Origin of the sequence: Pseudomonas sp. NFPP07 (assembly GCF_900115645.1) — a bacterium.
In the GTDB taxonomy this organism is placed as follows: domain Bacteria; phylum Pseudomonadota; class Gammaproteobacteria; order Pseudomonadales; family Pseudomonadaceae; genus Aquipseudomonas; species Aquipseudomonas chlororaphis.
Map to the genome: position 1 here is coordinate 19,541 of NZ_FOXG01000006.1, position 22,182 is coordinate 41,722.

Annotated in this window: 18 protein-coding genes; 11 read left to right on the forward strand and 7 right to left on the reverse strand. The window is 64.7% G+C overall.

Going from position 1 to position 22,182, the window contains the following annotated elements; translation table 11 throughout:
- Positions 1-145: 145 nt before the first annotated feature.
- The 3 genes from gabD (at position 146) to BM019_RS16050 (ending at position 4,423) form a co-directional block, all read left to right on the forward strand.
- A complete protein-coding gene (gene gabD / locus BM019_RS16040) occupies positions 146-1,588 on the forward strand; it encodes an NADP-dependent succinate-semialdehyde dehydrogenase (protein ID WP_009041623.1) in 1,443 nt (480 codons plus the stop codon).
- A 188-nt stretch (positions 1,589-1,776) separates the two neighbouring features.
- Entirely contained in the window at positions 1,777-3,054 is a 1,278-nt protein-coding gene (gene gabT, locus BM019_RS16045) for a 4-aminobutyrate--2-oxoglutarate transaminase (protein ID WP_092418888.1), read from the forward strand.
- Positions 3,055-3,193: 139 nt separating this feature from the next.
- Positions 3,194-4,423: an HDOD domain-containing protein gene (locus BM019_RS16050; protein ID WP_092418889.1), complete on the forward strand. Its 1,230-nt coding sequence runs from the start codon at positions 3,194-3,196 to the stop codon at positions 4,421-4,423.
- Positions 4,424-5,077: 654 nt separating this feature from the next.
- Here BM019_RS16050 and BM019_RS16055 read toward each other — a convergent pair.
- Together BM019_RS16055 and desA are read right to left on the reverse strand one after the other, a co-directional pair.
- The gene (locus BM019_RS16055; RefSeq protein ID WP_053259212.1) at positions 5,078-6,070 is read right to left on the reverse strand and encodes a GGDEF domain-containing protein; all 993 of its coding nucleotides are present in this window, start codon (positions 6,068-6,070) and stop codon (positions 5,078-5,080) included.
- Positions 6,071-6,317: 247 nt separating this feature from the next.
- Complete coding sequence (gene desA / locus BM019_RS16060) at positions 6,318-7,502, reverse strand: delta-9 fatty acid desaturase DesA (protein ID WP_092418890.1); 1,185 nt, start codon at positions 7,500-7,502, stop codon at positions 6,318-6,320.
- A gap of 145 nt (positions 7,503-7,647) precedes the next feature.
- Between desA and dibA the strand changes: the two genes are divergently transcribed.
- The 6 genes from dibA to BM019_RS16090 all read left to right on the forward strand — a co-directional run bounded on the left by dibA (position 7,648) and on the right by BM019_RS16090 (position 14,054).
- Complete coding sequence (gene dibA / locus BM019_RS16065; protein ID WP_092418891.1) at positions 7,648-9,567, forward strand: phosphodiesterase DibA; 1,920 nt, start codon at positions 7,648-7,650, stop codon at positions 9,565-9,567.
- A gap of 299 nt (positions 9,568-9,866) precedes the next feature.
- Entirely contained in the window at positions 9,867-10,049 is a 183-nt protein-coding gene (gene oscA, locus BM019_RS16070; RefSeq protein ID WP_009041629.1) for a sulfur starvation response protein OscA, read from the forward strand.
- A gap of 155 nt (positions 10,050-10,204) precedes the next feature.
- Positions 10,205-11,215: a sulfate ABC transporter substrate-binding protein gene (locus BM019_RS16075; RefSeq protein ID WP_007921518.1), complete on the forward strand. Its 1,011-nt coding sequence runs from the start codon at positions 10,205-10,207 to the stop codon at positions 11,213-11,215.
- A 141-nt stretch (positions 11,216-11,356) separates the two neighbouring features.
- Complete coding sequence (gene cysT, locus BM019_RS16080; protein WP_007921521.1) at positions 11,357-12,175, forward strand: sulfate ABC transporter permease subunit CysT; 819 nt, start codon at positions 11,357-11,359, stop codon at positions 12,173-12,175.
- A gap of 13 nt (positions 12,176-12,188) precedes the next feature.
- On the forward strand, positions 12,189-13,061 hold the full coding sequence (gene cysW, locus BM019_RS16085) for a sulfate ABC transporter permease subunit CysW (RefSeq protein WP_007921522.1): 873 nt from the start codon (positions 12,189-12,191) through the stop codon (positions 13,059-13,061).
- 3 nt (positions 13,062-13,064) lie between these two features.
- Positions 13,065-14,054: a sulfate/molybdate ABC transporter ATP-binding protein gene (locus BM019_RS16090; RefSeq protein WP_007921524.1), complete on the forward strand. Its 990-nt coding sequence runs from the start codon at positions 13,065-13,067 to the stop codon at positions 14,052-14,054.
- Between the two features lie 110 nt (positions 14,055-14,164).
- Here BM019_RS16090 and BM019_RS16095 read toward each other — a convergent pair whose 3' ends face one another.
- Positions 14,165-14,689 carry an Mpo1 family 2-hydroxy fatty acid dioxygenase gene (locus BM019_RS16095; protein WP_085533292.1) on the reverse strand — a complete coding sequence of 175 codons (525 nt, stop codon included), beginning with the start codon at positions 14,687-14,689 and terminating at the stop codon, positions 14,165-14,167.
- A 102-nt stretch (positions 14,690-14,791) separates the two neighbouring features.
- On the opposite strand from BM019_RS16095, the gene BM019_RS16100 reads away from it, so the two are divergent.
- Positions 14,792-15,478 carry a Crp/Fnr family transcriptional regulator gene (locus BM019_RS16100; RefSeq protein ID WP_092418892.1) on the forward strand — a complete coding sequence of 229 codons (687 nt, stop codon included), beginning with the start codon at positions 14,792-14,794 and terminating at the stop codon, positions 15,476-15,478.
- A 108-nt stretch (positions 15,479-15,586) separates the two neighbouring features.
- Here the strand turns inward: BM019_RS16100 and BM019_RS16105 are convergent, their stop codons facing one another.
- A complete protein-coding gene (locus BM019_RS16105) occupies positions 15,587-16,591 on the reverse strand; it encodes an AraC family transcriptional regulator (protein ID WP_092160559.1) in 1,005 nt (334 codons plus the stop codon).
- Positions 16,592-16,691: 100 nt separating this feature from the next.
- On the opposite strand from BM019_RS16105, the gene BM019_RS16110 reads away from it, so the two are divergent.
- Positions 16,692-17,765 (forward strand): fatty acid desaturase, encoded by a 1,074-nt coding sequence (locus tag BM019_RS16110; protein WP_092418893.1) that lies wholly within the window; start codon positions 16,692-16,694, stop codon positions 17,763-17,765.
- 239 nt (positions 17,766-18,004) lie between these two features.
- Here the strand turns inward: BM019_RS16110 and BM019_RS16115 are convergent, their stop codons facing one another.
- From BM019_RS16115 to BM019_RS16125, 3 genes are read right to left on the reverse strand one after another with little or no spacing between them, the layout of a single operon-like run.
- Positions 18,005-19,615 (reverse strand): arylsulfatase, encoded by a 1,611-nt coding sequence (locus BM019_RS16115; RefSeq protein ID WP_092418894.1) that lies wholly within the window; start codon positions 19,613-19,615, stop codon positions 18,005-18,007.
- 14 nt (positions 19,616-19,629) lie between these two features.
- Positions 19,630-20,457 carry an ABC transporter ATP-binding protein gene (locus tag BM019_RS16120; RefSeq protein ID WP_062824040.1) on the reverse strand — a complete coding sequence of 276 codons (828 nt, stop codon included), beginning with the start codon at positions 20,455-20,457 and terminating at the stop codon, positions 19,630-19,632.
- Positions 20,454-22,049, reverse strand: coding sequence for an ABC transporter permease (locus BM019_RS16125; RefSeq protein WP_092418895.1), 1,596 nt, complete (start codon positions 22,047-22,049; stop codon positions 20,454-20,456). Before BM019_RS16125 ends, BM019_RS16120 begins: the two co-directional genes overlap by 4 nt.
- Positions 22,050-22,182: the final 133 nt, after the last annotated feature.

Consider the following 22,182-nt stretch of genomic DNA (forward strand, 5'->3'; position numbering starts at 1 on the left):
TGAGAGCCGATCCGCCCGTCTATTCTGACAGGCGCTATTTCTGTGCTTGAGCCCGGTAACAGTTTTTCCTGACGGCAGCCTGTCAAGGCGCCTTTCAACAATCACAATTCGCTCCGCCCCGCGCGGTGCTGTTAAGGAAACCGACATGCAGCTTAAAGACGCCCAGTTGTTCCGCCAGCAAGCCTTCATCGATGGGGCTTGGGTCGACGCGGATAACGGCCAGACCATCAAAGTGAACAACCCGGCCACGGGCGAAATCCTCGGCACCGTGCCGAAGATGGGCGCTGCCGAAACCCGTCGTGCCATCGAAGCCGCCGACAAGGCCCTGCCGGCCTGGCGCGCGCTGACCGCCAAGGAGCGGGCGACCAAGCTGCGTCGCTGGTATGAGCTGCTGATCGAAAACCAGGACGACCTCGGTCGCCTGATGACCCTGGAGCAGGGCAAGCCACTGGCCGAAGCCAAGGGCGAAATCGCTTACGCCGCCTCCTTCATCGAATGGTTCGCCGAAGAAGCCAAGCGCATCTACGGCGACGTGATTCCCGGCCACCAGCCGGACAAGCGCCTGATCGTGATCAAGCAGCCGATCGGCGTGACCGCGGCCATCACCCCGTGGAACTTCCCGGCGGCGATGATCACCCGTAAAGCCGGCCCGGCCCTGGCCGCTGGTTGCACCATGGTGATCAAGCCGGCCTCGCAGACGCCGTTCTCGGCCCTGGCCCTGGTCGAACTGGCGCACCGCGCGGGCATTCCGAAAGGCGTGCTGAGCGTGGTCACCGGCAGCGCCGGCGACATCGGCGGCGAGCTGACCAGCAACCCGATCGTGCGCAAGCTGTCCTTCACCGGCTCGACCGAAATCGGTCGCCAGCTGATGGCCGAATGCGCCAAGGACATCAAGAAAGTCTCCCTGGAGCTGGGCGGCAACGCGCCCTTTATCGTGTTCGACGACGCGGACCTGGATAAGGCCGTCGAAGGCGCGATCATCTCCAAGTACCGCAACAACGGCCAGACCTGCGTCTGCGCCAACCGCCTGTATATCCAGGATTCGGTCTACGACGCCTTCGCCGAGAAGCTGAAAGTCGCGGTGGCCAAGCTGAAGATCGGCAACGGCCTGGAAGAAGGCACCACCACCGGTCCTCTGATCGACGAAAAAGCCGTGGCCAAGGTCCAGGAACACATCGCCGACGCCCTGGGCAAAGGCGCGACCCTGCTGGCCGGTGGCAAGCCGATGGAAGGCAACTTCTTCGAGCCGACCATCCTGGTCAACGTGTCGAAAGACGCGGCCGTGGCCAAGGAAGAAACCTTCGGTCCGCTGGCGCCGCTGTTCCGTTTCAAGGACGAAGCCGAAGTGATCGCGATGTCCAACGACACCGAGTTCGGCCTAGCCTCGTACTTCTACGCTCGTGACCTGGGCCGTGTGTTCCGTGTGGCCGAAGCCCTGGAATACGGCATGGTCGGCGTCAACACCGGGTTGATCTCCAACGAAGTCGCGCCGTTCGGCGGTATCAAGGCCTCGGGCCTGGGCCGTGAAGGTTCCAAGTACGGCATCGAGGATTACCTGGAAATCAAATACCTCTGCCTGGGCATCTGATACCCGCGCCAAGGCATGGTTTTAAACGCCAGGGGCACGAGAGCGCTGTCCCCTGGCGTCGCTTTAAACGATCTTTCAGTTAGTGGCCGGGATAGCCGGGGCAGTCGATCATCGCATGCTGCCGCGGTTGCCTTCCCGCCACGTCATCCTTGAACCACGCCGACCGATGAGCGGCGAATGAGGACACTATGAGCAAGACCAACGCATCCCTGATGAAACGCCGTGAAGCCGCCGTACCGCGCGGTGTTGGCCAGATTCACCCGATCTTCGCCGACTCCGCGAAGAACGCCACGGTAACCGACGTTGAAGGTCGCGAGTTCATCGACTTCGCCGGCGGTATCGCCGTACTCAACACCGGCCACCTGCACCCGAAAGTCGTCGCCGCGGTGACCGAGCAGCTGAACAAGCTGACCCACACCTGCTTCCAGGTCCTGGCCTACGAGCCTTACGTGGAACTGTGCGAAAAAGTGAACGCCAAGGTGCCGGGTGATTTCGCCAAGAAAACCCTGCTGGTGACCACCGGTTCCGAAGCCGTGGAAAACTCGGTGAAGATCGCCCGTGCCGCCACTGGCCGCGCCGGCGTGATCGCCTTCACCGGCGCCTACCACGGCCGCACCATGATGACCCTGGGCCTGACCGGCAAGGTCGTGCCTTACTCGGCCGGCATGGGCCTGATGCCAGGCGGCATCTTCCGCGCGCTGTACCCGAACGAGCTGCACGGTGTGAGCATCGACGATTCGATCGCCAGTATCGAGCGCATCTTCAAGAACGATGCCGAGCCACGTGACATCGCCGCGATCATCATCGAGCCGGTGCAGGGCGAAGGCGGTTTCTACGTCGCGCCTAAAGAGTTCATGAAGCGCCTGCGCGCCCTGTGCGACCAGCACGGCATCCTGCTGATCGCCGACGAAGTGCAGACCGGCGCTGGCCGTACCGGCACCTTCTTCGCCATGGAACAGATGGGCGTTGCCGCCGACCTGACCACCTTCGCCAAGTCCATCGCTGGCGGCTTCCCGCTGGCCGGTGTCTGCGGCAAGGCCGAATACATGGACGCCATCGCTCCAGGCGGCCTGGGCGGCACCTACGCCGGTAGCCCGATCGCCTGCGCCGCGGCCCTGGCCGTGATGGACGTGTTCGAGGAAGAGCACCTGCTGGACCGTTGCAAGGCGGTCGGCGAGCGTCTGGTGACCGGCCTCAAGGCCATCCAGGCCAAGTACCCGGTAATCGGCGACGTGCGTGCCCTGGGCGCGATGATCGCGGTCGAGCTGTTCGAGAACGGCGACAGCCACAAGCCGAACGCGGCCGCCGTGGCACAGGTTGTTGCCAAGGCGCGCGACAAGGGCCTGATCCTGCTGTCCTGCGGCACCTACGGCAACGTCCTGCGCGTGCTGGTTCCGCTGACCTCGCCGGACGAGCAGCTGGACAAGGGCCTGGCGATCATCGAAGAGTGCTTCTCCGAGCTCTGATCCCGCCTGTGACCCGATCGACAAAAAGACCCGCTTCGGCGGGTTTTTTTGTGCCGAACGAGGCTGCGCAGTGCATTTGCGTTGTATGCAAGCCTCGGCATTGACTAAGGTGCAAGGGATTGCCCAGGGAGCGTGCTGCATGACTGCTGTGGATTTACCCGCTGTACCGCGAGTGTTGATTGCCGAGGCGGACCCTTGGTCGCGCGATTTGCTCAAGCAGGTGTTGTTGAATGTACGTTGCGACGCGCGGCTGGATGTATGCGCCGACGGTCAGGAAGCCCTGCAACTGCTGGCCGAAAACCCCTATGACCTGGTGATCGCCGACTGGGAGTTGCCCGGCGTCGACGGCCTGGGCCTGCTGCGCAGCGTGCGCCAGCGCAAGCGCAACCCGGTGCTGCCGTTCATCCTCATGAGCAGCCGCAACGACAGTGCCAGCGTGCGCGAAGCCCTGCCGCTGGCGCCGACGGCCTACCTGACCAAGCCGCTGAACATGGAAGGCCTGACCCAGCGCCTGCAGGACCTGCTGCTGGACCCCGGCCAGGAAGTGTCGTGCGAGGTGCCGACCCTGGCGCCGGGCATGACCCTGTGGACTTTTCTCGAGCGCCGCCGCGAGCTGGCCGACGGCGCGCCGTTGCTCGCCGATGTGCAGCTGGCGGTGAAGCGCAGCCTCAACCCCAACGGTCTCGACCTCAAGCTGCTGGAAGAAGAGGTGCGTACCGACCCGCAGATCAACGCGGTGCTGATCGCCGCGGCCAACAGCGCCGCCCAGCACCATGGCAGCGCCGTGCAGACCCTGGCCCAGGCCCTCCACCGGCTGGGTACCGGGCAGAGCATGAACCTGATTCTCGGCCTGGCGCTCAAGCGCAGCGCGCGCCTGAGCGATCCGGCCCTGGGCGATTACGCCGAGCGTTACTGGGAGCTGTCGCTGCACACCGCGGAATACGGCCGGACCCTGGCCCGCTTGCTGGACCTGGACCAGGAGCGCTGCTATTGCGCCGGCCTGCTGCATCGCCTGGGGGATCTGGCGCTGCTGCGTTGCCTGCAAGAGTGGAAACAGGCCGGTGGCGCGCTGGACGACATGGAAGAGATCGGCGATGCCCTGGCACAGTTCGGCGCGGCCTATGGTTCGGCCTTGCGTACCCGCTGGCGCCTGCCGCTGGAGCTGCGCGAGCTGATTGCCTCGGCCTACCAGCTCGGTGGCGGGGTTTATTCCCGCGAGGCCCTGGTGATGAACCTCTCCGCCCAGCTCGCCCGCCTGCGGCCATCCGAGGGCCTCGAAGAACTGGCCGACAGCAAGACCGCGCGCCTGCTCAAGATCGGCCTGCCGGAGCTGGTTCGCCTGCGTAAAACCGATACGCGAGAAGCGTGAGGACACCGCGCAATCCCGTAGCCGCTGCCGAGCCTGCGAGGCTGCGATCGGCGGCGCAGCCGCCGCAAAACCAGCGCACGCGGTGTACCTGATGTAACGCGGAGCCTGCTTGGCGATAGCTGCGCCATCGTTCGCAGCCTCGCGTTGCTCGGCAGCGGCTACAGGTGCGCAGCCGGCTGAGGTGCTGAGCTTTCGCAGTACCTCTTTTCGCAGCTCTTATTGCGTTTGGCCAATTCATGAACCCCCCGTACCTCGTAGCCGCTGCCGAGCCTGCGAGGCTGTGATCGGCGGCGCAGCCGCCGCAAAACCAGCCCACGCGGTGTACCTGATGTAACGCGGAGCCTGCTTGGCGATAGCTGCGCCATCGTTCGCAGCCTCGCGTTGCTCGGCAGCGGCTACAGGTGCGCAGCCGGCTGAGGTGCTGAGCTTTCGCAGTACCTCTTTTCGCAGCTCTTATTGCGTTTGGCCAATTCATGAACCCCCCGTACCTCGTAGCCGCTGCCGAGCCAGCGAGGCTGCGATCGGCGGCGCAGCCGCCGCAAAACTAGCGCACGCGGTGTACCTGATGTAACGCGGAGCCTGCTTGGCGATAGCTACGCCATCGATCGCAGCCTCGCGGGCTCGGCAGCGGCTACGGTGGGTTGCAGTTGCGAGCTACCCCGAAACGATCCGGTTCTTGCCCTGGCGCTTGGCTTCGTACATCGCCGCGTCGGCGCGGGCGAAGAGGCTGTCGAGGTTTTCGTCGTCGGCGGTGAGGCTGGTCAGGCCCTGGCTGACGGTGATGCTGAACTGCTCCTCGCCATGGCTGAAGGTCAGGCGCTGGATTTCCCGTTGCAGGCGTTCGGCAACCTGGCGCGCCATGTCCGGGGCGCAGCCGGGGAAAAGGGCGGCGAATTCCTCGCCGCCGATACGCCCGAACAGATCGCCACGGCGCAGGGTCGCGCGGCCGGTCTCGGCGATGCGTTGCAGGACGTTATCGCCCTCGGGGTGGCCGTAGGTGTCGTTGACCACCTTGAAGTCATCGATATCCAGCAACAGGAAGGCCAGCGGCGTGCCTTGCTGGCGCGCCTGCTCGAATTCGCGGTTGGCGCATTCGAAGAAGTGCCGGCGGTTGCTGCTCTGGGTCAGCACGTCGGTGGTGGCCAGGCGTTGCAGCTCGGTTTCCAGGTGCTTTTTCTCGGTGATGTCCTCGGCCAGGCCGACGATGATCACCCGGTCCCCGGGGGCGGCATTGCGATTGATGAAGCACTTGTCGCTGAGCCAGCGGACCTGGCCCTGGGCATCGATGATGCGGTATTCGCGGTCTTCCACCGCGCCTTTTTCCAGCACCTGGGCCAGGGTCCGCTCGGCGTATTCGAGGTCGTCGGGGTAGACACTGTCGCGCCATTCGTTGGCGTCGGCCAGCAGCAGGCCGGCGGAGCGGCCGAAAATGCGTTCATACGCCGGGCTGACGTAAAGCACCTGGCGGGCTTCCCAGTCGAAGGCCCAGAGCACGGCATTGACGCTGACCAGCAACGAGCTGAACAGCTGTTCGCGTTCTGTCAGCCGGGCGACCTCGCCCTGGGCATGCATCAGCGCCATCAAGGTTTGCGCGGCCTCGGGCCACTGGGGAAAAGCGGATGGGAGTTGTGGGTTCTTGTTGACCATCGGCACCGATCTCAAAGCGCACGCCGCTCGGGAAACGAAGCGGCCACGGAAAGCCCGCCTGGATGGCGAAGTGTTGCTTGAGATAGGGGATTGGCGGCGAAGTTCCCGTTTGCCGCGGTCTGGGAGCCGACAGCCGCTGGGCGGTCACGGTGGCGCGGATGACGGGCTGGAACTCATGGGGCGGGGTGGGCTGCGAAGCCCACCCGCCACGGCAGCCGGGCTCGCCATGGCGGGTGAACGGCCAGCGTCAGGCGGTGGCGGGGCGCAGCGAGTAGGTTTTCAACTGGCTGGCAAAGTCACGCAGCGATTGGATCCCGCTGGCCTCGGCTTCGTGGACCCAGTCCTTGATCGCCGCCAGCATGTCGTGGCCGTTGGAGCTGGTCTTGGCCCAGATCTGCTGCAGCGCCAGGCGTTTTTCGTAGATCACTTTCAGGGCCTGGCTGTGCTCCAGCATGTTCTGGATACGCGCATGGTGGCGCTCTTCCAGCAGGCTGGTCTCGCGCGACAGCAGGCGCTTGGCGCGATGGAACTGGTGGCGCACCGAGTGATCGACCTTGTCCAGCTCCTGCTTGACCAGCGGCGCGATCACCAGCTTGCGGTACTGGGCCATGATCTGGAAACGGTTGTTGAGGATCGCCATCGCCGTGTCCATGTCCAGGTGGCCCTTGCCTTCGACCCGGTGGGCGATCGGCGCGACCCGCTGCACCCTGGCCAGGCGCAGGAAGCTGAAGACCTTGATCCAGGCCCAGCCCAGGTCGAACTCCCACTTCTTCACCGACAGCTTGGCCGAGTTGGGGTAGGTGTGATGGTTGTTGTGCAGCTCTTCGCCGCCGACCAGGATGCCCCAGGGCACCAGGTTGGTGGCCGCGTCGCGGCATTCGAAGTTGCGATAGCCGACCGCGTGGCCCAGGCCGTTGATCACGCCGGCGGCCCAGACCGGGATCCACATCATCTGGATCGCCCAGATGGTGATGCCGATGGTGCCGAACAGCAGCAGGTCGATCACCGCCATCAGCGCCACGCCGCCCAGCTTGTAGCGCGAGTAGAGATTGCGTTCGATCCAGTCGTCCGGGCAGTTCTTGCCGTAGATGCGCAGGGTTTCCGGGTTTTTTGCCTCTTCGCGGTACAACTCGGCGCCTTTGCGCAGCACCGTGGACAGGCCCTTGATCACCGGGCTGTGGGGGTCATCCTCGGTCTCGCATTTGGCGTGGTGCTTGCGGTGGATGGCGGTCCACTCGCGGGTGTTCTGCGCCGTGGTCAGCCACAGCCAGAAGCGGAAGAAATGTTTCAGGCCGGCATTGAGCTCCAGGGAGCGGTGGGCTGAATAGCGATGCAGGTAAACCGTGACGCCAACGATGGTCACGTGAGTCATTAACAGGGTGACTGCCACCAGTTGCCAGGCCGACAAGCCAAGAAAACCTTCGTACCACATAGGCTGTAGGGCCCTCGATAAAGAAAAAACAGCAGTCGCATTATCACCGAGCCCACAGAGAAAACCAGTCGCCCTTTCAGATAAGAGTGGCGAGATGTTTCTTCCTCTATAATTCCAAGCTTTTCGTAAGGACATTGACGACCTTATGTCGGTTTCTTCTCGCGACGCTTTGCGCGCAGCCCTGCTCTACCTCTTGTTGTCTGTGTTGTGGTTGCAGTTCAGTGGTCATTTATTGAGCAGTTTCTTCGATGAGTCGAACGATCTGGCGCGCTGGCAACTGATCAACGGGTATCTCTGGGCCCTGGTCAGCGCGGTCCTGATCTTCATCGCGCGGGGCCGTCTGTTGCGTTTGCTGGGCGCCGACTCCTGGCGGCATCACCAGCGCGAGGACCGCGAGCGTCTGCGCCAGGCGGCCGCCGTGTTCGATTGCACCCGCGAAGGGGTGCTGGTCAGCGACCGCCGGGGCCAGATCGTCCACGTCAACCGCGCGTTCATCGAGATCACCGGCTATCAGCGCGACGAGGTGCTGGGCCGCCAGCCGAGCCTGTTCAAGTCCGGGCATCACACGGCGGATTTCTACCAGGCCATGTTCGATTCGCTGAACGCCACGGGCGAGTGGAGCGGCGAAATCTGGAACCGGCGCAAATGCGGCGAGATCTACCCGCAGTGGCAGACCATCCGCGCTATCCGCGATGACGACGGCCAGCTCAGCCACTATGTCGCGGTGTTTTCCGACATCAGCGCGATCAAGGATTCCGAACACGAACTGGCCCACCTGGCGCACCACGATCCGCTGACCGACCTGCCCAATCGCTTGCTGTTCACCGACCGCGCCGAGCAGGCCCTGGCGTCGGCGCAAATCCACAAGCGCTGCTGCGCGTTGCTGATGGTCGACCTGGACCACTTCAAGATGATCAACGACAGCCTTGGGCACACTGTCGGCGACCGCCTGCTCAAGGCCGTGGCCCAGCGCCTGCAAGGCATGTTCGGCCCGGGCATCACCCTGGCGCGGCTGGGCGGCGACGAGTTCGCGGTGCTGGTCGAGAGCTGCGCGCAGCCAGGGCAGGCCGCGGTGCTGGCGCAGCGCATCATCGATGGGGTGAAGCAGCCTTTCCTGATGGACGAGAACCAGCTGTTCATCAATGCCAGCATCGGCATCAGCCTGTTTCCCAGCGATGCCCTGAGCGCCGAGCAACTGCTGCGCAATGCCGACACGGCGCTGTTCAAGGCCAAGAGCGCCGGACGCGACAGTTACGCGCTGTACACCGAGGAACTGACGGCCCACGCCCAGCAACGGGTGGAAATTGCCTTCGAATTGCGCCGCGCCCTGGAGCAGCAGGAGCTGCGGGTGTTCTACCAGCCAGTGCACGACCTTGCCAGCAGCCGCCTGGTCGGGGTCGAGGCGCTGGTGCGCTGGGAGCATCCGCAGCGCGGCCTGGTACCGCCTGGCGAGTTCATTCCGATTGCCGAGCGCGCCGGGCTGATCGCCGAGATCGATGCCTGGGTCATGCAGCAGGCCTGTCGGCAGATGTGCCAATGGCAGGCGGAGGGCATGGCGTTGTCGTTCGTCGCGGTGAATGTCTCCAGCCGCCTGTTCGCCCGCCGCGAGCTGTACCAGCAGGTGGCCCAGGTGTTGCACGACACCGGCCTGGACCCGGCCTACCTGGAGCTGGAAGTCACCGAAAGCGCGGTGATGGAAGACCCGGAAGTCGCCCTGGAGCAGATGCACCGCCTGCGCGAACTGGGGCTGCGCCTGGCCATCGACGACTTCGGCACCGGTTATTCCTCGCTGTTGCGGCTCAAGCGCCTGCCGGTGCAGAAGCTGAAGATCGACCAGGGTTTTGTCGCTGGCCTGCCGGGGGACGAAGACGACGCGGCGATCTCCCGGGTGATCATCGCCCTGGCCCAGAGCATGGGCATGCAGGTGCACGCCGAAGGCATCGAACAGGTGGAGCAGGCGCGCTTCCTCCTCGACCAGGGCTGCGACCTGGGCCAGGGCTACTGGTTCGGCCGCCCGGTGCCGGCGGCGCAACTGGAATGGGGGCGGGTGCCGCAGATCCACTGATTGCCAGGCTTGCATCGATTCCACCCTGTAGCCGCTGCCGCAGGCCGCGATCGGCCGGAACGGCCGTGGCGCTCGCAAGGACGCAGGAGGACCTGCGGTCCTATCGCAGCCTGCGGCAGCGGCTACAAGGTTTTCTGCCGCCTGAAGAGACGCAACCTCGCGTCAATTCAAATAATTTCTTCTGGTTATATAAACATTCTTAAATAGTATTTTTAAGAATATCTGCGCCTATCTACTATTGCCCTCACGCCGCAAGCAGTGCCGCCACTGCCAGGCACATCTCATTCAGGAGCAACACCATGAGCGCATCTCTTCGTAGCGTTGACGGCCAGGACGAACAAACCATCTTGCGCGAGATTCAAAGCGCATTGCGCGACCTGCGTTTCGGCGCGGTGGAAATCACCGTGCACAACGCCCAGGTCGTGCAGATCGAACGCAAGGAAAAATTCCGCCTGCAAAACCCCGGCAACAAGCCAAGCTGAATTTCGCACCACCTCTCGCCACGAGAGGCCCGACTGGACCACCGGAGGGCGTCATCCATGACCCCCAGCCTGAACCCCAGCGTTCGCCCACGAATGCGGGCCTGATTCGCCATAAGAAAAATGCCAGCACATTAAAAAATTTCGGGAGCTCCATCATGTCGTCGATTCGCCGTTATGCCCTGGCCGCCCTCGCCAGCGCCGTTTTTGCCGGTTCCGCCGTTGCCAAGGATTACGAGTTGCTCAACGTGTCGTACGACCCGACCCGCGAGCTGTACCAGGACTACAACAGCGAATTCACAAGCTTCTGGAAAAAGGAACACCCGGGCGACAACGTCAAGATCCAGCAATCCCACGGCGGCTCGGGCAAACAGGGCCGCGCGGTGATCGACGGCCTGCGCGCCGACGTGGTGACCCTGGCGCTGGCCGGCGACATCGATGAAATCGCCAAGCTCGGCAAGACCCTGCCGGCCGACTGGCAAACACGCCTGCCGGATGCGAGCACACCCTACACCTCGACCATCGTGTTCCTGGTGCGCAAGGGCAACCCCAAGGGCATCAAGGACTGGGGCGACCTGATCAAGAAAGACGTGTCGGTGATCACGCCGAACCCGAAAACCTCCGGCGGCGCCCGCTGGAACTTCCTCGCCGCCTGGGCCTATGGCCTGAAAGCCGGTGGCAGCGAAGCCCGTGCCCAGGAATACGTGAAGGAGTTGTTCAAGCACGTACCGGTGCTGGATACCGGCGCCCGCGGCTCGACCATCACCTTCGTCAACAACGGTCAGGGCGACGTGTTGCTGGCCTGGGAAAACGAAGCCTTCCTGGCATTGAAGGAAGACGGCGGCGCCGACAAGTTCGACATCGTGGTGCCTTCGCTGTCGATCCTCGCCGAGCCGCCCGTGGCGGTGGTGGACAAGAACGCCGAGAAAAAGGGCAACACCGAGATCGCCGAGGCCTACCTCAAGCACCTGTACAGCCCGGCTGGCCAGGAGATCGCGGCGAAGAACTTCTATCGTCCGCGGGACAAGGACGTCGCGGCCAAATACGCTCAGCAGTTCCCCAAACTGGACCTGGTGACCATCGACAAGGACTTCGGCGGCTGGAAAACTGCCCAGCCGAAATTCTTCAACGATGGCGGGGTGTTCGACCAGATCTACCAGGCGCAGTAAGCAACACTACCTGTAGGAGCGAGCTTGCTCGCGAAGATCGTCAACGATAACGCGTACATTCTGATTGAGCGCGGTGCCCTTGAGTTCTTCGCGAGCAAGCTCGCTCCTACAATAGTATCTACCCGCTAACCAAGGACTTTTATGTCGCGTCGTATCTCCCCCGTCATACCCGGCTTCGGGCTGACGCTGGGCTACACCTTGGTGTACCTCAGCCTGATTGTGCTCATACCCCTGGCGGCGATGTTCGTGCATGCCGCCCAACTCACCTGGGATCAGTTCTGGGCCATTGTCTCGGCGCCGCGGGTCCTCGCCGCGCTCAAGCTGAGCTTCGGCACGGCGCTGTACGCGGCGATCATCAATGGCGTGATCGGCACGCTGCTGGCCTGGGTGCTGGTGCGCTACAGCTTTCCCGGACGCAAGATCATCGATGCGATGATCGACCTGCCGTTCGCCCTGCCCACCGCCGTGGCCGGTATCGCGCTGACCGCGCTGTACGCGCCGACCGGCCTGGTCGGCCAGTTCGCCACCGACCTGGGGTTCAAGATCGCCTATACCCCGCTGGGCATCACCCTGGCGCTGACCTTCGTCACCCTGCCGTTCGTGGTGCGCACCGTGCAGCCGGTGCTGGCCGACATTCCCCGTGAGGTCGAAGAAGCCGCCGCCTGCCTCGGCGCCAAGCCCTGGCAGGTGTTCCGCCACATCCTGGTACCGGCGCTGCTGCCGGCCTGGCTGACCGGCTTCGCCCTGGCCTTTGCCCGGGGCGTCGGCGAATACGGCTCGGTGATCTTCATCGCCGGCAACATGCCGATGAAAACCGAAATCCTGCCGCTGCTGATCATGGTCAAGCTCGACCAGTACGATTACACCGGCGCGACCTCCATCGGCGTGTTGATGCTGGTGGTTTCCTTTGTCCTGTTGCTGCTGATCAACCTGCTGCAGCGGCGCATCGAACGACCTTAAGGAGGCGCGAACCATGTCCCAATCGTCCATTTCCGCAGCCTCTTCGGCCAACGCCGACCGTCGTGGCAGCGCCACCTCGCGGCGCATCCTGATCGGCCTCGGCTGGCTGATCTTCGCCCTGTTCCTGCTACTGCCGCTGTTCATCGTGGTGTCCCAGGGGCTCAAGCTCGGCCTCGGTGCGTTCTTCGCCGCGATCTTCGAGCCGGACGCGCTGTCGGCCCTGAAGCTGACGGTGATTGCCGTGCTGATCTCGGTGCCGCTGAACCTGGTGTTCGGCGTCAGCGCCGCCTGGTGCGTGAGCAAATACACCTTCCGCGGCAAGAGCATCCTGGTGACCCTGATCGATTTGCCGTTCTCGGTCTCGCCGGTGATCGCCGGCCTGGTCTATGTGCTGATGTTCGGCGCCCAGGGCCTGTTCGGACCGTGGCTGCAGGATCACGACATCCAGATCGTGTTCGCCCTGCCGGGCATCGTCCTGGCGACCATCTTCGTCACCGTGCCCTTCGTCGCCCGTGAGCTGATCCCGCTGATGCAGGAGCAGGGCACCCAGGAAGAGGAAGCCGCGCGGCTGCTGGGGGCCAACGGCTGGCAGATGTTCTGGCATGTGACCGTGCCGAACATCAAGTGGGGCCTGATCTACGGCGTGGTGCTCTGCACCGCTCGGGCCATGGGTGAGTTCGGCGCGGTGTCGGTGGTTTCCGGGCACATTCGCGGGGTGACCAACACCCTGCCGCTGCACGTCGAGATCCTCTACAACGAATACAACCACGTCGCCGCGTTCGCCGTCGCGAGCCTGTTGCTGATCCTGGCGCTCTTCATCCTGCTGCTCAAGCAGTGGAGCGAAAACCGTATCAACCGCCTGCGCGCCAGCGCCGCGGAGGAATGAATCATGTCGATCGAAGTCCGTAACGTCAGCAAGAATTTCAACGCCTTCAAGGCCCTGAACAGCATCAACCTGGACATCCAGAGTGGCGAGCTGGTGGCGCTGCTGGGCCCGTCCGGCTGCGGCAAGACCACCCTGCTGCGGATCATCGCCGGCCTGGAAACCCCGGACGCCGGCAGCATCGTGTTCCACGGCGAGGACGTCTCCGGCCACGACGTGCGCGATCGCAACGTCGGTTTCGTGTTCCAGCACTACGCGCTGTTCCGCCATATGAGCGTGTTCGACAACGTTGCCTTCGGCCTGCGCATGAAGCCGAAAAACCAGCGCCCGAGCGAAAGCAAGATCGCTGAGAAGGTCCATGAGCTGTTGAACATGGTGCAACTGGACTGGCTCGCCGACCGCTACCCGGAACAGCTGTCCGGTGGCCAGCGCCAGCGGATCGCCCTGGCCCGCGCCCTGGCGGTGGAGCCGAAAGTGCTGCTGCTGGACGAACCCTTCGGCGCCCTGGATGCCAAGGTGCGCAAGGAGCTGCGGCGCTGGCTGGCGCGGCTGCACGAAGACATCAACCTGACCTCGGTATTCGTCACCCACGACCAGGAAGAAGCCATGGAAGTGGCGGACCGTATCGTGGTGATGAACAAGGGCGTGATCGAGCAGATCGGCTCGCCGGGCGAGGTGTACGAGAACCCGGCCAGCGACTTCGTCTACCACTTCCTCGGTGACTCCAACCGCCTGCACCTGGGCGAGGACCACCATGTGCTGTTCCGCCCGCACGAAGTGTCGCTGTCACGCTCCGAACTGGCCGATCACCACGCCGCCGAAGTGCGCGATATCCGTCCGCTGGGCGCCACCACCCGGGTGACCTTGAAGGTCGAAGGGCAGAGCGAACTGATCGAGGCCGAAGTGGTGAAAGACCATGACAGCCTGGTCGGGCTGGCCAAGGGCGAGACGCTGTTCTTCAAGCCCAAGGTCTGGCAGAAAGTCGCCAATATCTAAAAGCCGAAAGCATCGCGAGCAAGCTCGCTCCTACAATGATCCGGGGATGACCCATGAACTTATGGTCAACCCCATCCCTTGTAGGAGCGAGCTTGCTCGCGATAGCCATTTCAAACAGCGGCACGCTTCGGATTGACCCGCACCCCTCCCGCCCGCGCCTCGATCTCATGCTTGAGCGCCTGGCGCAGCCCCAGCAGAAACGCCAGCTCCGCTACCACGAACAACGGCCCGACGATCAGCCCCGAGACGTCATCGACAAAGGCCGGCTTGCGCCCTTCGTAGTAATGGCCGACGAACTGGATCACCCAGCCGATCACGAACATGCCCACCCCGCTGGCCAGCCAGACCAGGGTGCTTTGTTGCGCCAGCCCATGGCCGGCCCACACCGACAGCCCCATCAGCAGCGTCATCAGCAGGCCCAGGCGCAGTTCCAGGCGCAGGTAGAACCCGCACGACGCCAGCGCCAGCAGCAACGCTGGCGACAGCCACAGCCCGGCGACCGGCCAGGCGGGGCGCGACAGCAGGACGGCGACGGCCAGCACAATCAGCGGAATGCCGATAAAGTGGCTGGCGATGTTGCGCGGATCACGGTGGTAGGCGGCGTATTGACTGAGATGGTCGACGAGGCTTTTCATTGTTGTTCCTCCTGTAGGGTGATCGAATCATGCCCTGCGCCGGTCGCCGGTTCTGTCGGCTAGGCGACAATCGGCTCGCTGCCTGTTTGGATAACGCAATCGATGAAGATGCAGGTCTGGCGTGAGCGCCTGATGAGTGGCCAGTGGTTCAGCCGCTTGCCCGTTCAATTACAGAATAGTCTGCTGGCCAATGCCCGTTTACGCTCGCTGGCGCCGGGCCAACGCCTGTTCCAGCGTGGCGATCCGCCCTGCGGCCTGTACGCGGTGCTGGAAGGCACGGTGCGCATCGGCGCGGTCAGCGAGGAGGGCAAGGAGGCGCTGCTGAGCCTGGTGGAGGCGCCGCACTGGTTCGGTGAGATCAGCCTGTTCGACGGCCAGCCGCGCACCCATGACGCCTATGCCGTGGGCCCGTGCAGCCTGCTCAATGTGCCCCAGGCGGCGTTGCTCGAACTGCTGGACGAACACCCGCAATACTGGCGGCAGCTGGCGCTGTTGATGAGCCATAAACTGCGCCTGACCTTTATCAACCTCGAACAGCTGAGCCTGATGCCGGCCCCGGCGCGGGTGGCCAACCGGCTGTTGATGATCGCCCGCGGCTACGGCGAGACCGACACCCCGCGGCGGGTCCTGCACCTGCCCCAGGAGCAACTGGCGCTGCTGCTGTCACTGTCGCGCCAGACCACCAACCAGATCCTCAAGGGCTTGCAGGGGCAAGGCATTCTCAAGCTGGGTTACGGCGAGATCGAGATCCTCGACGAGGACCGCTTGCGGATCTTGGCCGGGGTTTGATCTTTAGATCGCTATCGCGAGCAAGCTCGCTCCTACAAGGACCTGCACTGTCCATGTAGGAGCGAGCTTGCTCGCGATAAGGCCGGCACTGTCTCCGCCAATCCCGGCCTAACGCAACCCATCCCGAAACTGCCCCGGGGTCATCCCGGTCCAGCGCTTGAACGCGCGGCTGAAGCTGCTGGCGTCGGCGAACCCCAGCAGGTAGCTGATCTCGCTCAGGGAGCATTGCGGGTCGCGCAGGTGCAGCAGGGCGAGGTTCTCCCGGCATTCGTTGAGCAGGGTGTCGAAGCGACAACCCTCGTCCGCCAGGTGGCGTTGCAGGCTGCGCAGGCTCAGGTGCAGGGCCTGGGCCACACGTTCGGCCGAAGGTTCGCCTTCCGGCAGCTGGGCCTCGATCACTCCGCGCACCTTGCGCTCCCAGGTCAATGGTTGCAGTTGCATCAGGGTGCGCTTGAGCACCGCCTCGTTGTGTTCGGCCAGTTCCGGGTTGGCGTCGTCCAGGTGGCTGTCGAAGTCGTGCAGGCCGAACTCCAGGCGATCCTCGTCGGCGCCGAAAAACACCGGCGCGCGAAACACCGTGTGCCATTGCCTGGGGTCCTCCGGCTCGGGGCGCCGCAGGTACACCGCCAGCGGTGCGTAGTCGCGGCCCAGGCGGTTGCGGCAGGTGCGCACGTAGATCGCGACAAAGGCGTCGATGGCCTCGACCGCCGGCTCCGGATTGCCCTCGGGGACCTTCAGGCGAAAGCGATAGCGGTCCTCGGTGCGGGTCAGCTCCAGCTCCAGGGCGTCGCTGACCACCTGGTGATAACGCACGATGCGCTCGAACACTTCCCGCAGGCTGCCGCTGGCCACCAGCGCATAACCCAGGGCATGGAAGGTGGTCGGGCTGACGAAGCGCGAGACCCGCAGGCCTATGGCCGGGTCGCCGCTGGCCTGCACCGCCAGCTGCCACAGGCGGGTGGTGGCCGACAGCGGGTAACGCGCGTTGGGATCGTCCATCAGCTGTGGGTCGAGGCCGGCCTGGTGGCACAGGGCTGTGCTGTCGAGGCCCAGGGCATCGAGCTGCTTGCGCAGGGCGCGGGTCCAGCTGGCGAGGGAAGTGGGTTCGGTCATGGCGGTTGGCGCGTCCGGTCAACAGGTTGGCGTCCGCGGCTAGCGCCCGGCGCGTGGGCGCAGGGCAGGATGCGAACATCAATAACCAGAGGATGGAAGCATGTACGGTACTTCTGCAAGTCCCGACCGGCTGAATGCTCAGCAACGATCGGCGCATATTCGTGAGGTGGTGCTGGCCAGGGGCGTCGAGTTGCGCGAGCGCTACCCGCTGCTCAAGCATCAGGACGCGCTGGGCGCGGGCATCCTGGCCTTGGCCCTGGCCGGGATGATCGGCACGGCGGCGCTCTATATCGGCGGGTACCTGGCCTGGTGGGCCTGCCTGCTGCTCAACGCGTTTTTCGCCTCCTTGACCCACGAGCTGGAACACGACCTGATCCACAGCATGTATTTCCGCAAGCAGCGCGTCCCCCACAACCTGATGCTGGCGCTGGTCTGGCTGGCGCGGCCGAGCACCATCAATCCTTGGATCCGCCGCCATTTGCACCTCAACCACCACAAGGTGTCCGGCACCGAGGCCGACATGGAGGAGCGCGCCATCACCAACGGCGAGCCCTGGGGCATCGCCCGCCTGCTGATGGTTGGCGACAATGTCATGTCATCGTTGATCCGCACCCTGCGCGCCAGGACCTGGGCGCACAAGCTCAATATCCTCAAGCGCACCCTCAAGGTGTATGCGCCGCTGGCATTGCTGCACTGGGGGGCCTGGTATGTGTTTCTCGGCTTCCATGCCGCCAATGGCGTCGCCGCGCTGCTGGGCGCGCCCATCGAGTGGTCGGCCAGCACCCTGGCGGTGATGCAGGTGCTCGATATCGCCGTGGTGGTGATCGTCGGCCCCAATGTGCTGCGCACCTTTTGCCTGCATTTTGTCAGCTCGAACATGCACTACTACGGCGACATCGAAGCGGGCAACGTGATCCAGCAGACCCAGGTGCTCAACCCCTGGTGGCTGTGGCCGTTGCAGGCGTTCTGCTGCAATTTCGGCAGTACCCACGGCATCCACCATTTCGTGGTCAAGGAACCCTTCTACATCCGCCAGCTGACCGCGCCGGTGGCGCACAAGGTGATGGCCGAGATGGGCGTGCGCTTCAACGATTTCGGCACCTTCGGCCGGGCCAACCGCTTTATCCGCAAGGAGCGGGTGGCGGCGCAGGCGGTGCGGGGTGTCGGGGCGTGATGGATCGCATTTGAGGGCCAATCGCGAGCAAGCTCGCTCCTACAAGTACAGGGTGTCTGTAGGAGCGAGGCTTGCCCGCGATAGCGATTTTCCTGACGCTACAACCTTCGGCATTTTCCCCTTGTAGCCGCTGCCGCAGGCTGCGATCGGCCGGAACGGCCGTGGCGATCTCAAGGCCCTAGGAGGTCCTACGACCAGCGTGGCCCGGACCATCGCAGCCTGCGGCAGCGGCTACAGGATCAATCCGGCTGGAACGGCGAGGCGCTGAGGATCACCCCGGTTTCATCCACGTACTGCTGCCAATGGCCGATCAGTGCCTCGAGCTTGCCCGGCTCGCGCTGCGCCAGGTCGTGGATCTCCCCCGGGTCCTGGCTCAGGTCGTACAGCTGCCAGGTCGCCGGGCCCACCGGGCCGGGGATGTACACCGCTTTCCACTGGCCCTGGCGAATCGCCCGGCGGCCGAACAGTTCCCAGCCGGTGACCGTGTGTTCGTCATGCACCTGCGCGGTTTCGCCGGACAGGAAGCCCAGCCACGACTTGCCGCGCAAGGGCGCCACCTCCTTGCCGCGCCAGCGCTTGCCGGGATGACGCACGCCGGCCAGGTCGAGAATGGTCGGGGTGATGTCCATCACCGTGCCGAAGCCATGGCTGATCCGGCCCTTGAGCGCCAACTGCGGGTAATGCACCAGCGCCGGCACGCGGATCCCGCCTTCGGTGGTGAAGGCCTTGAACAGGCGTGACGGCGCGGTGGCGACCTGGGCCCAGGCCGGGCCGTACCAGACGTAGGAGTTGGCGCGGCCGATGTTGTCCAGGCTGTTGTCGTAGTGCTGGTTGAGGTAGGTCAAAAGCTGCGGGCCGAACTTGGGGAAGGCTTCCAGCAGCGCGCCTTCGGCGCCGTTATCGGACATGAACAGGATAAAGGTGTTGTCCAGCTGGCCCTGCTGGCGCAGGTAGTCCACCACCCGGCCGATGTTCCAGTCCATGCGTTCGACCATCGCCGCGTAGACCTCCATGGCCCGCGCGGAAACCTGCCGCTGCTGCTCGCTCAAGGCGGCCCATTCGGCGCTCAGGCCCAGCAGCGGATGCGGCTCCACATCGGCCTCGATCAGCCCCAGTTGCTTGAGCTTTTCCAGGCGCTCCAGGCGCAGCACCTCGGGGCCGGCGTCATAGCGGCCACGGTACTTGTCGACCACCTCCTCGGGCGCCTGCAACGGCCAGTGCGGCGCGGAAAACGGCAGGTAGGCGAAGAACGGCCGGGTCTGGTCGCGCTCCTTGAGGTACTGCAGCAGCTTGTCGCCGAAGGCGTCGGAGGAATAGAAATCCTTGGGCAATGGGTCGATGAAGCGGTCGTCCTCGATGTACAGCGCCGGGGTGGATTTGAGCAGGCCCGGGGTGTGTTCGTCGTAGGTCGGCTCGAAACCGTAGTGGTTGGCGGCGCCGGGCAGCAGCGAGAACGAACGCTCGAAACCGCGGGCATGGGGCGCCAGCTCGGCGGTCAGGCCCAGGTGCCATTTGCCGCTCATCAGGGTCTGGTAGCCGGCGTCGCGCAGCAGCTCGGGCAGGGCCACCACGCGGTCGTTGAGGTGGCCCTCGTAGCCCGGCTTGCCGATCAGTTCCGGGGTCAGGGCCTCGGCCATGGTGCCGATGCCGGCGATATGGTGGTCGGTGCCGGTGAGCAGCATGGAACGGGTCGGCGAGCAGGTCGGCGCGGTATGGAAGTCGGTCAGGCGCAGGCCACCTTCGGCCAGGGCATCGAGGTTTGGCGTGGCGATTTCGCCGCCGAAGGCACCGAGATCGGAAAAGCCCAGGTCGTCGGCGAGGATCACCAGGAAGTTGGGACGTTGCGGCATTTATTCACTCCTTATCAGCAAGCAATAAAGGCCAGTGGCAGGTCACGGATCTGGGCGGGCAAAGGCACCTGGTAGTGATCGTCGCTGGTCAGTTCGTGGAGCAGTTCTTCGCGCAGCTGGTGGAAGTCGAAACTGCTGCGCTGGCGCGGATGGGGCAGGGCGATGTCCACCACCCGCTTGATCCGGCCCGGGCGCGGTTCCATCACCACCACGCGGTCGGCGAGGAAGATCGCTTCCTCGACGTCATGGGTGACCAGCACCGTGGTGATCCTGGCCCGCTCGCGGATCGCCAGCAGCTCGTCCTGCATCTGCTGGCGGGTCAGAGCGTCGAGGGCGCCGAAGGGTTCGTCCAGCAGCAGGATGCGCGGGCTGGCCACCAGGCCGCGGGCGATGGCTACTCGTTGCGCCATGCCGCCGGACAGCTGGTGCGGGTAGGCGCGGGTGAAATCGGTGAGGCCCACCAGTTCGATGAAATCGGCGATGCGGGTTTGCCGTTCGCTGGCGCTCAAGGCTTCGTTGACCAGGCCCAGGCCTATGTTTTCCGCGACCGTCAGCCAGGGGAACAGGCGGTGTTCCTGGAACACGATGCCGCGTTCGCCGCCGATGCCGCTGACGGCCTTGCCGTCGACGCGGATCTCGCCGCGAAACTGCGTGTCCAGGCCGATCAGCAGGCGCAGCAGGGTGGACTTGCCACAGCCGCTGGAGCCGACGATGGCGACGAATTCGCCCTCGGCGATCTCCAGGTTGAATTCGCGGATCGCCTCCAGCTCGCCGCCGGCGACCTCGAAGGTCTTGCCCACATGGCTGAAGCTGACGATGGGGGAAGGTGCGGGTGCGTTCATGCGTGTCTCCAGCGTGTGGCGCGGGTTTCGAGCTGTTGGCCAATAAGGTTGAGCAGGGCGCCGGTGAGCCCCACCAGGAGCATGCCGGCCATGATCAGGTCCATGCGCAGCAGCTGCTGGGCGCCGATCATCTGGCTGCCGATGCCGCCGTTGGACGGCATGAAATATTCCGCGCCGATGGTCCCCAGCCAGGCGTAGATCAGGCTCAGGCGCAGGCCGGCGAAGATCCCCGGCGCGGCGCCCGGCAGCACCAGGCGGCGCAGGCGTTGCCAGAGGTTCAGGCGCAGCACTTGCGCCGCCTCGGTCAGTTGCGGCGACAGGTTGGCGACGCTGCGCTGGGTGGCGATAAACAGCGGGAAGAATGCGGCCAGCGCGACAAATACCCATTTCGCCAGTTCGCCGAGGCCGAACCAGGCGGTAAGCAGCGGTACCCAGGCGAAAATGGCGATCTGCCGCAGCGCCGCCAGGGTCGGGCCCAGAACCCGTTCGCTCAGAGGCGACAGGCCCAGCAGCAGACCCAGGGCAAACCCCAGGCCGCCGCCCAGCAGCAGGCCGCCGAGGGTGCGCCGCAGGCTCAGGCCCAGGCCGCCCGACAGGCTGCCGTCGAGCAGGCCGTTCCAGGTGGTTTGCAGCACCGCCAGCGGGCTCACCAGAATATTGGCGTCGACCCATTCCAGCTGGTTCGCCACTTGCCACAGCGCCAGCAGGAACAGCGGTAGCAGCCACGGCTGCAGGCGTTGCCAGCCCTGGTAGCGCGGACCGCGGCGGATCTGCGCGATGGCCGGGTGCGGCCAGTGCACCAAGGCCTTGTCCAGCAGGCCGATACCGCGGTCCATGGCCACGCCAATCACCCCGATCACCACGATGCAGACGAAGACGATATCCAGCATGAACAGCTGGCGCGCCCAGACCATCAGGTAGCCGATGCCTTCGCTGGAGGCCAGCAGCTCCACCGCCAGCAGCGAGGTCCAGCCGGCGGCCAGGGCCAGGCGCACGCCGGCCATGAAGGCGGGCAGGGCGGCGGGCAGCACCAGCCGGCGGATCAGCAGGTACGGCGGCAGGCGCAGCACGGCGGCGGCCTCGCGCAATTTGGGCTGGGCGTCGCGCACGCCGACCAGGGTATGCAGGGTCACCGGCACCACGATGGCCTTGACCAGCACCACCAGCTTGAGCAGTTCGCCGATGCCGAAAAACACCATGAACAGCGGAATCCAGGCCAGGGTCGGAACCTGGGACAGGGCCGAGAAAGTGGGGAACACCAGGCGTTCCAGGCGCCGGCTGGAACCCAGTGCCGCGCCGAGCAGGGCACCGGCGCCGATGCCCGCCAGCAGGCCCCAGGCCAGCCGTTGCAGGCTGATCGCCAGATGGCTCCACAGCTCGCCGCCGGCCAGCTCGAGCGCGCTGCTCCAGACCAATGCCGGTGCCGGCAGGATCTGCTCGCTCATCCAGGCATTACGGCTGGCCAGCCACCACAGGGCGAACAGGCCCAGGGGCAGCAGCCAGGGCAACAGCCGCCGGTGGATGCGCGGCCAGGACAGCGGCTTATTGGCGGGCGCGGCCAACGGCAAGCTGAGAAGGGAAACACGGGCCATGGACGATCTCCGTTGTCGGGTTTCTTGCTGATTTCAACTGTCTTCTTTCTGTAGGAGCGAGCTTGCTCGCGATAGCGGCATCGGGGCCAAAACCGGCCTGCGGCCTATCGCGAGCAAGCTCGCTCTTACAGTT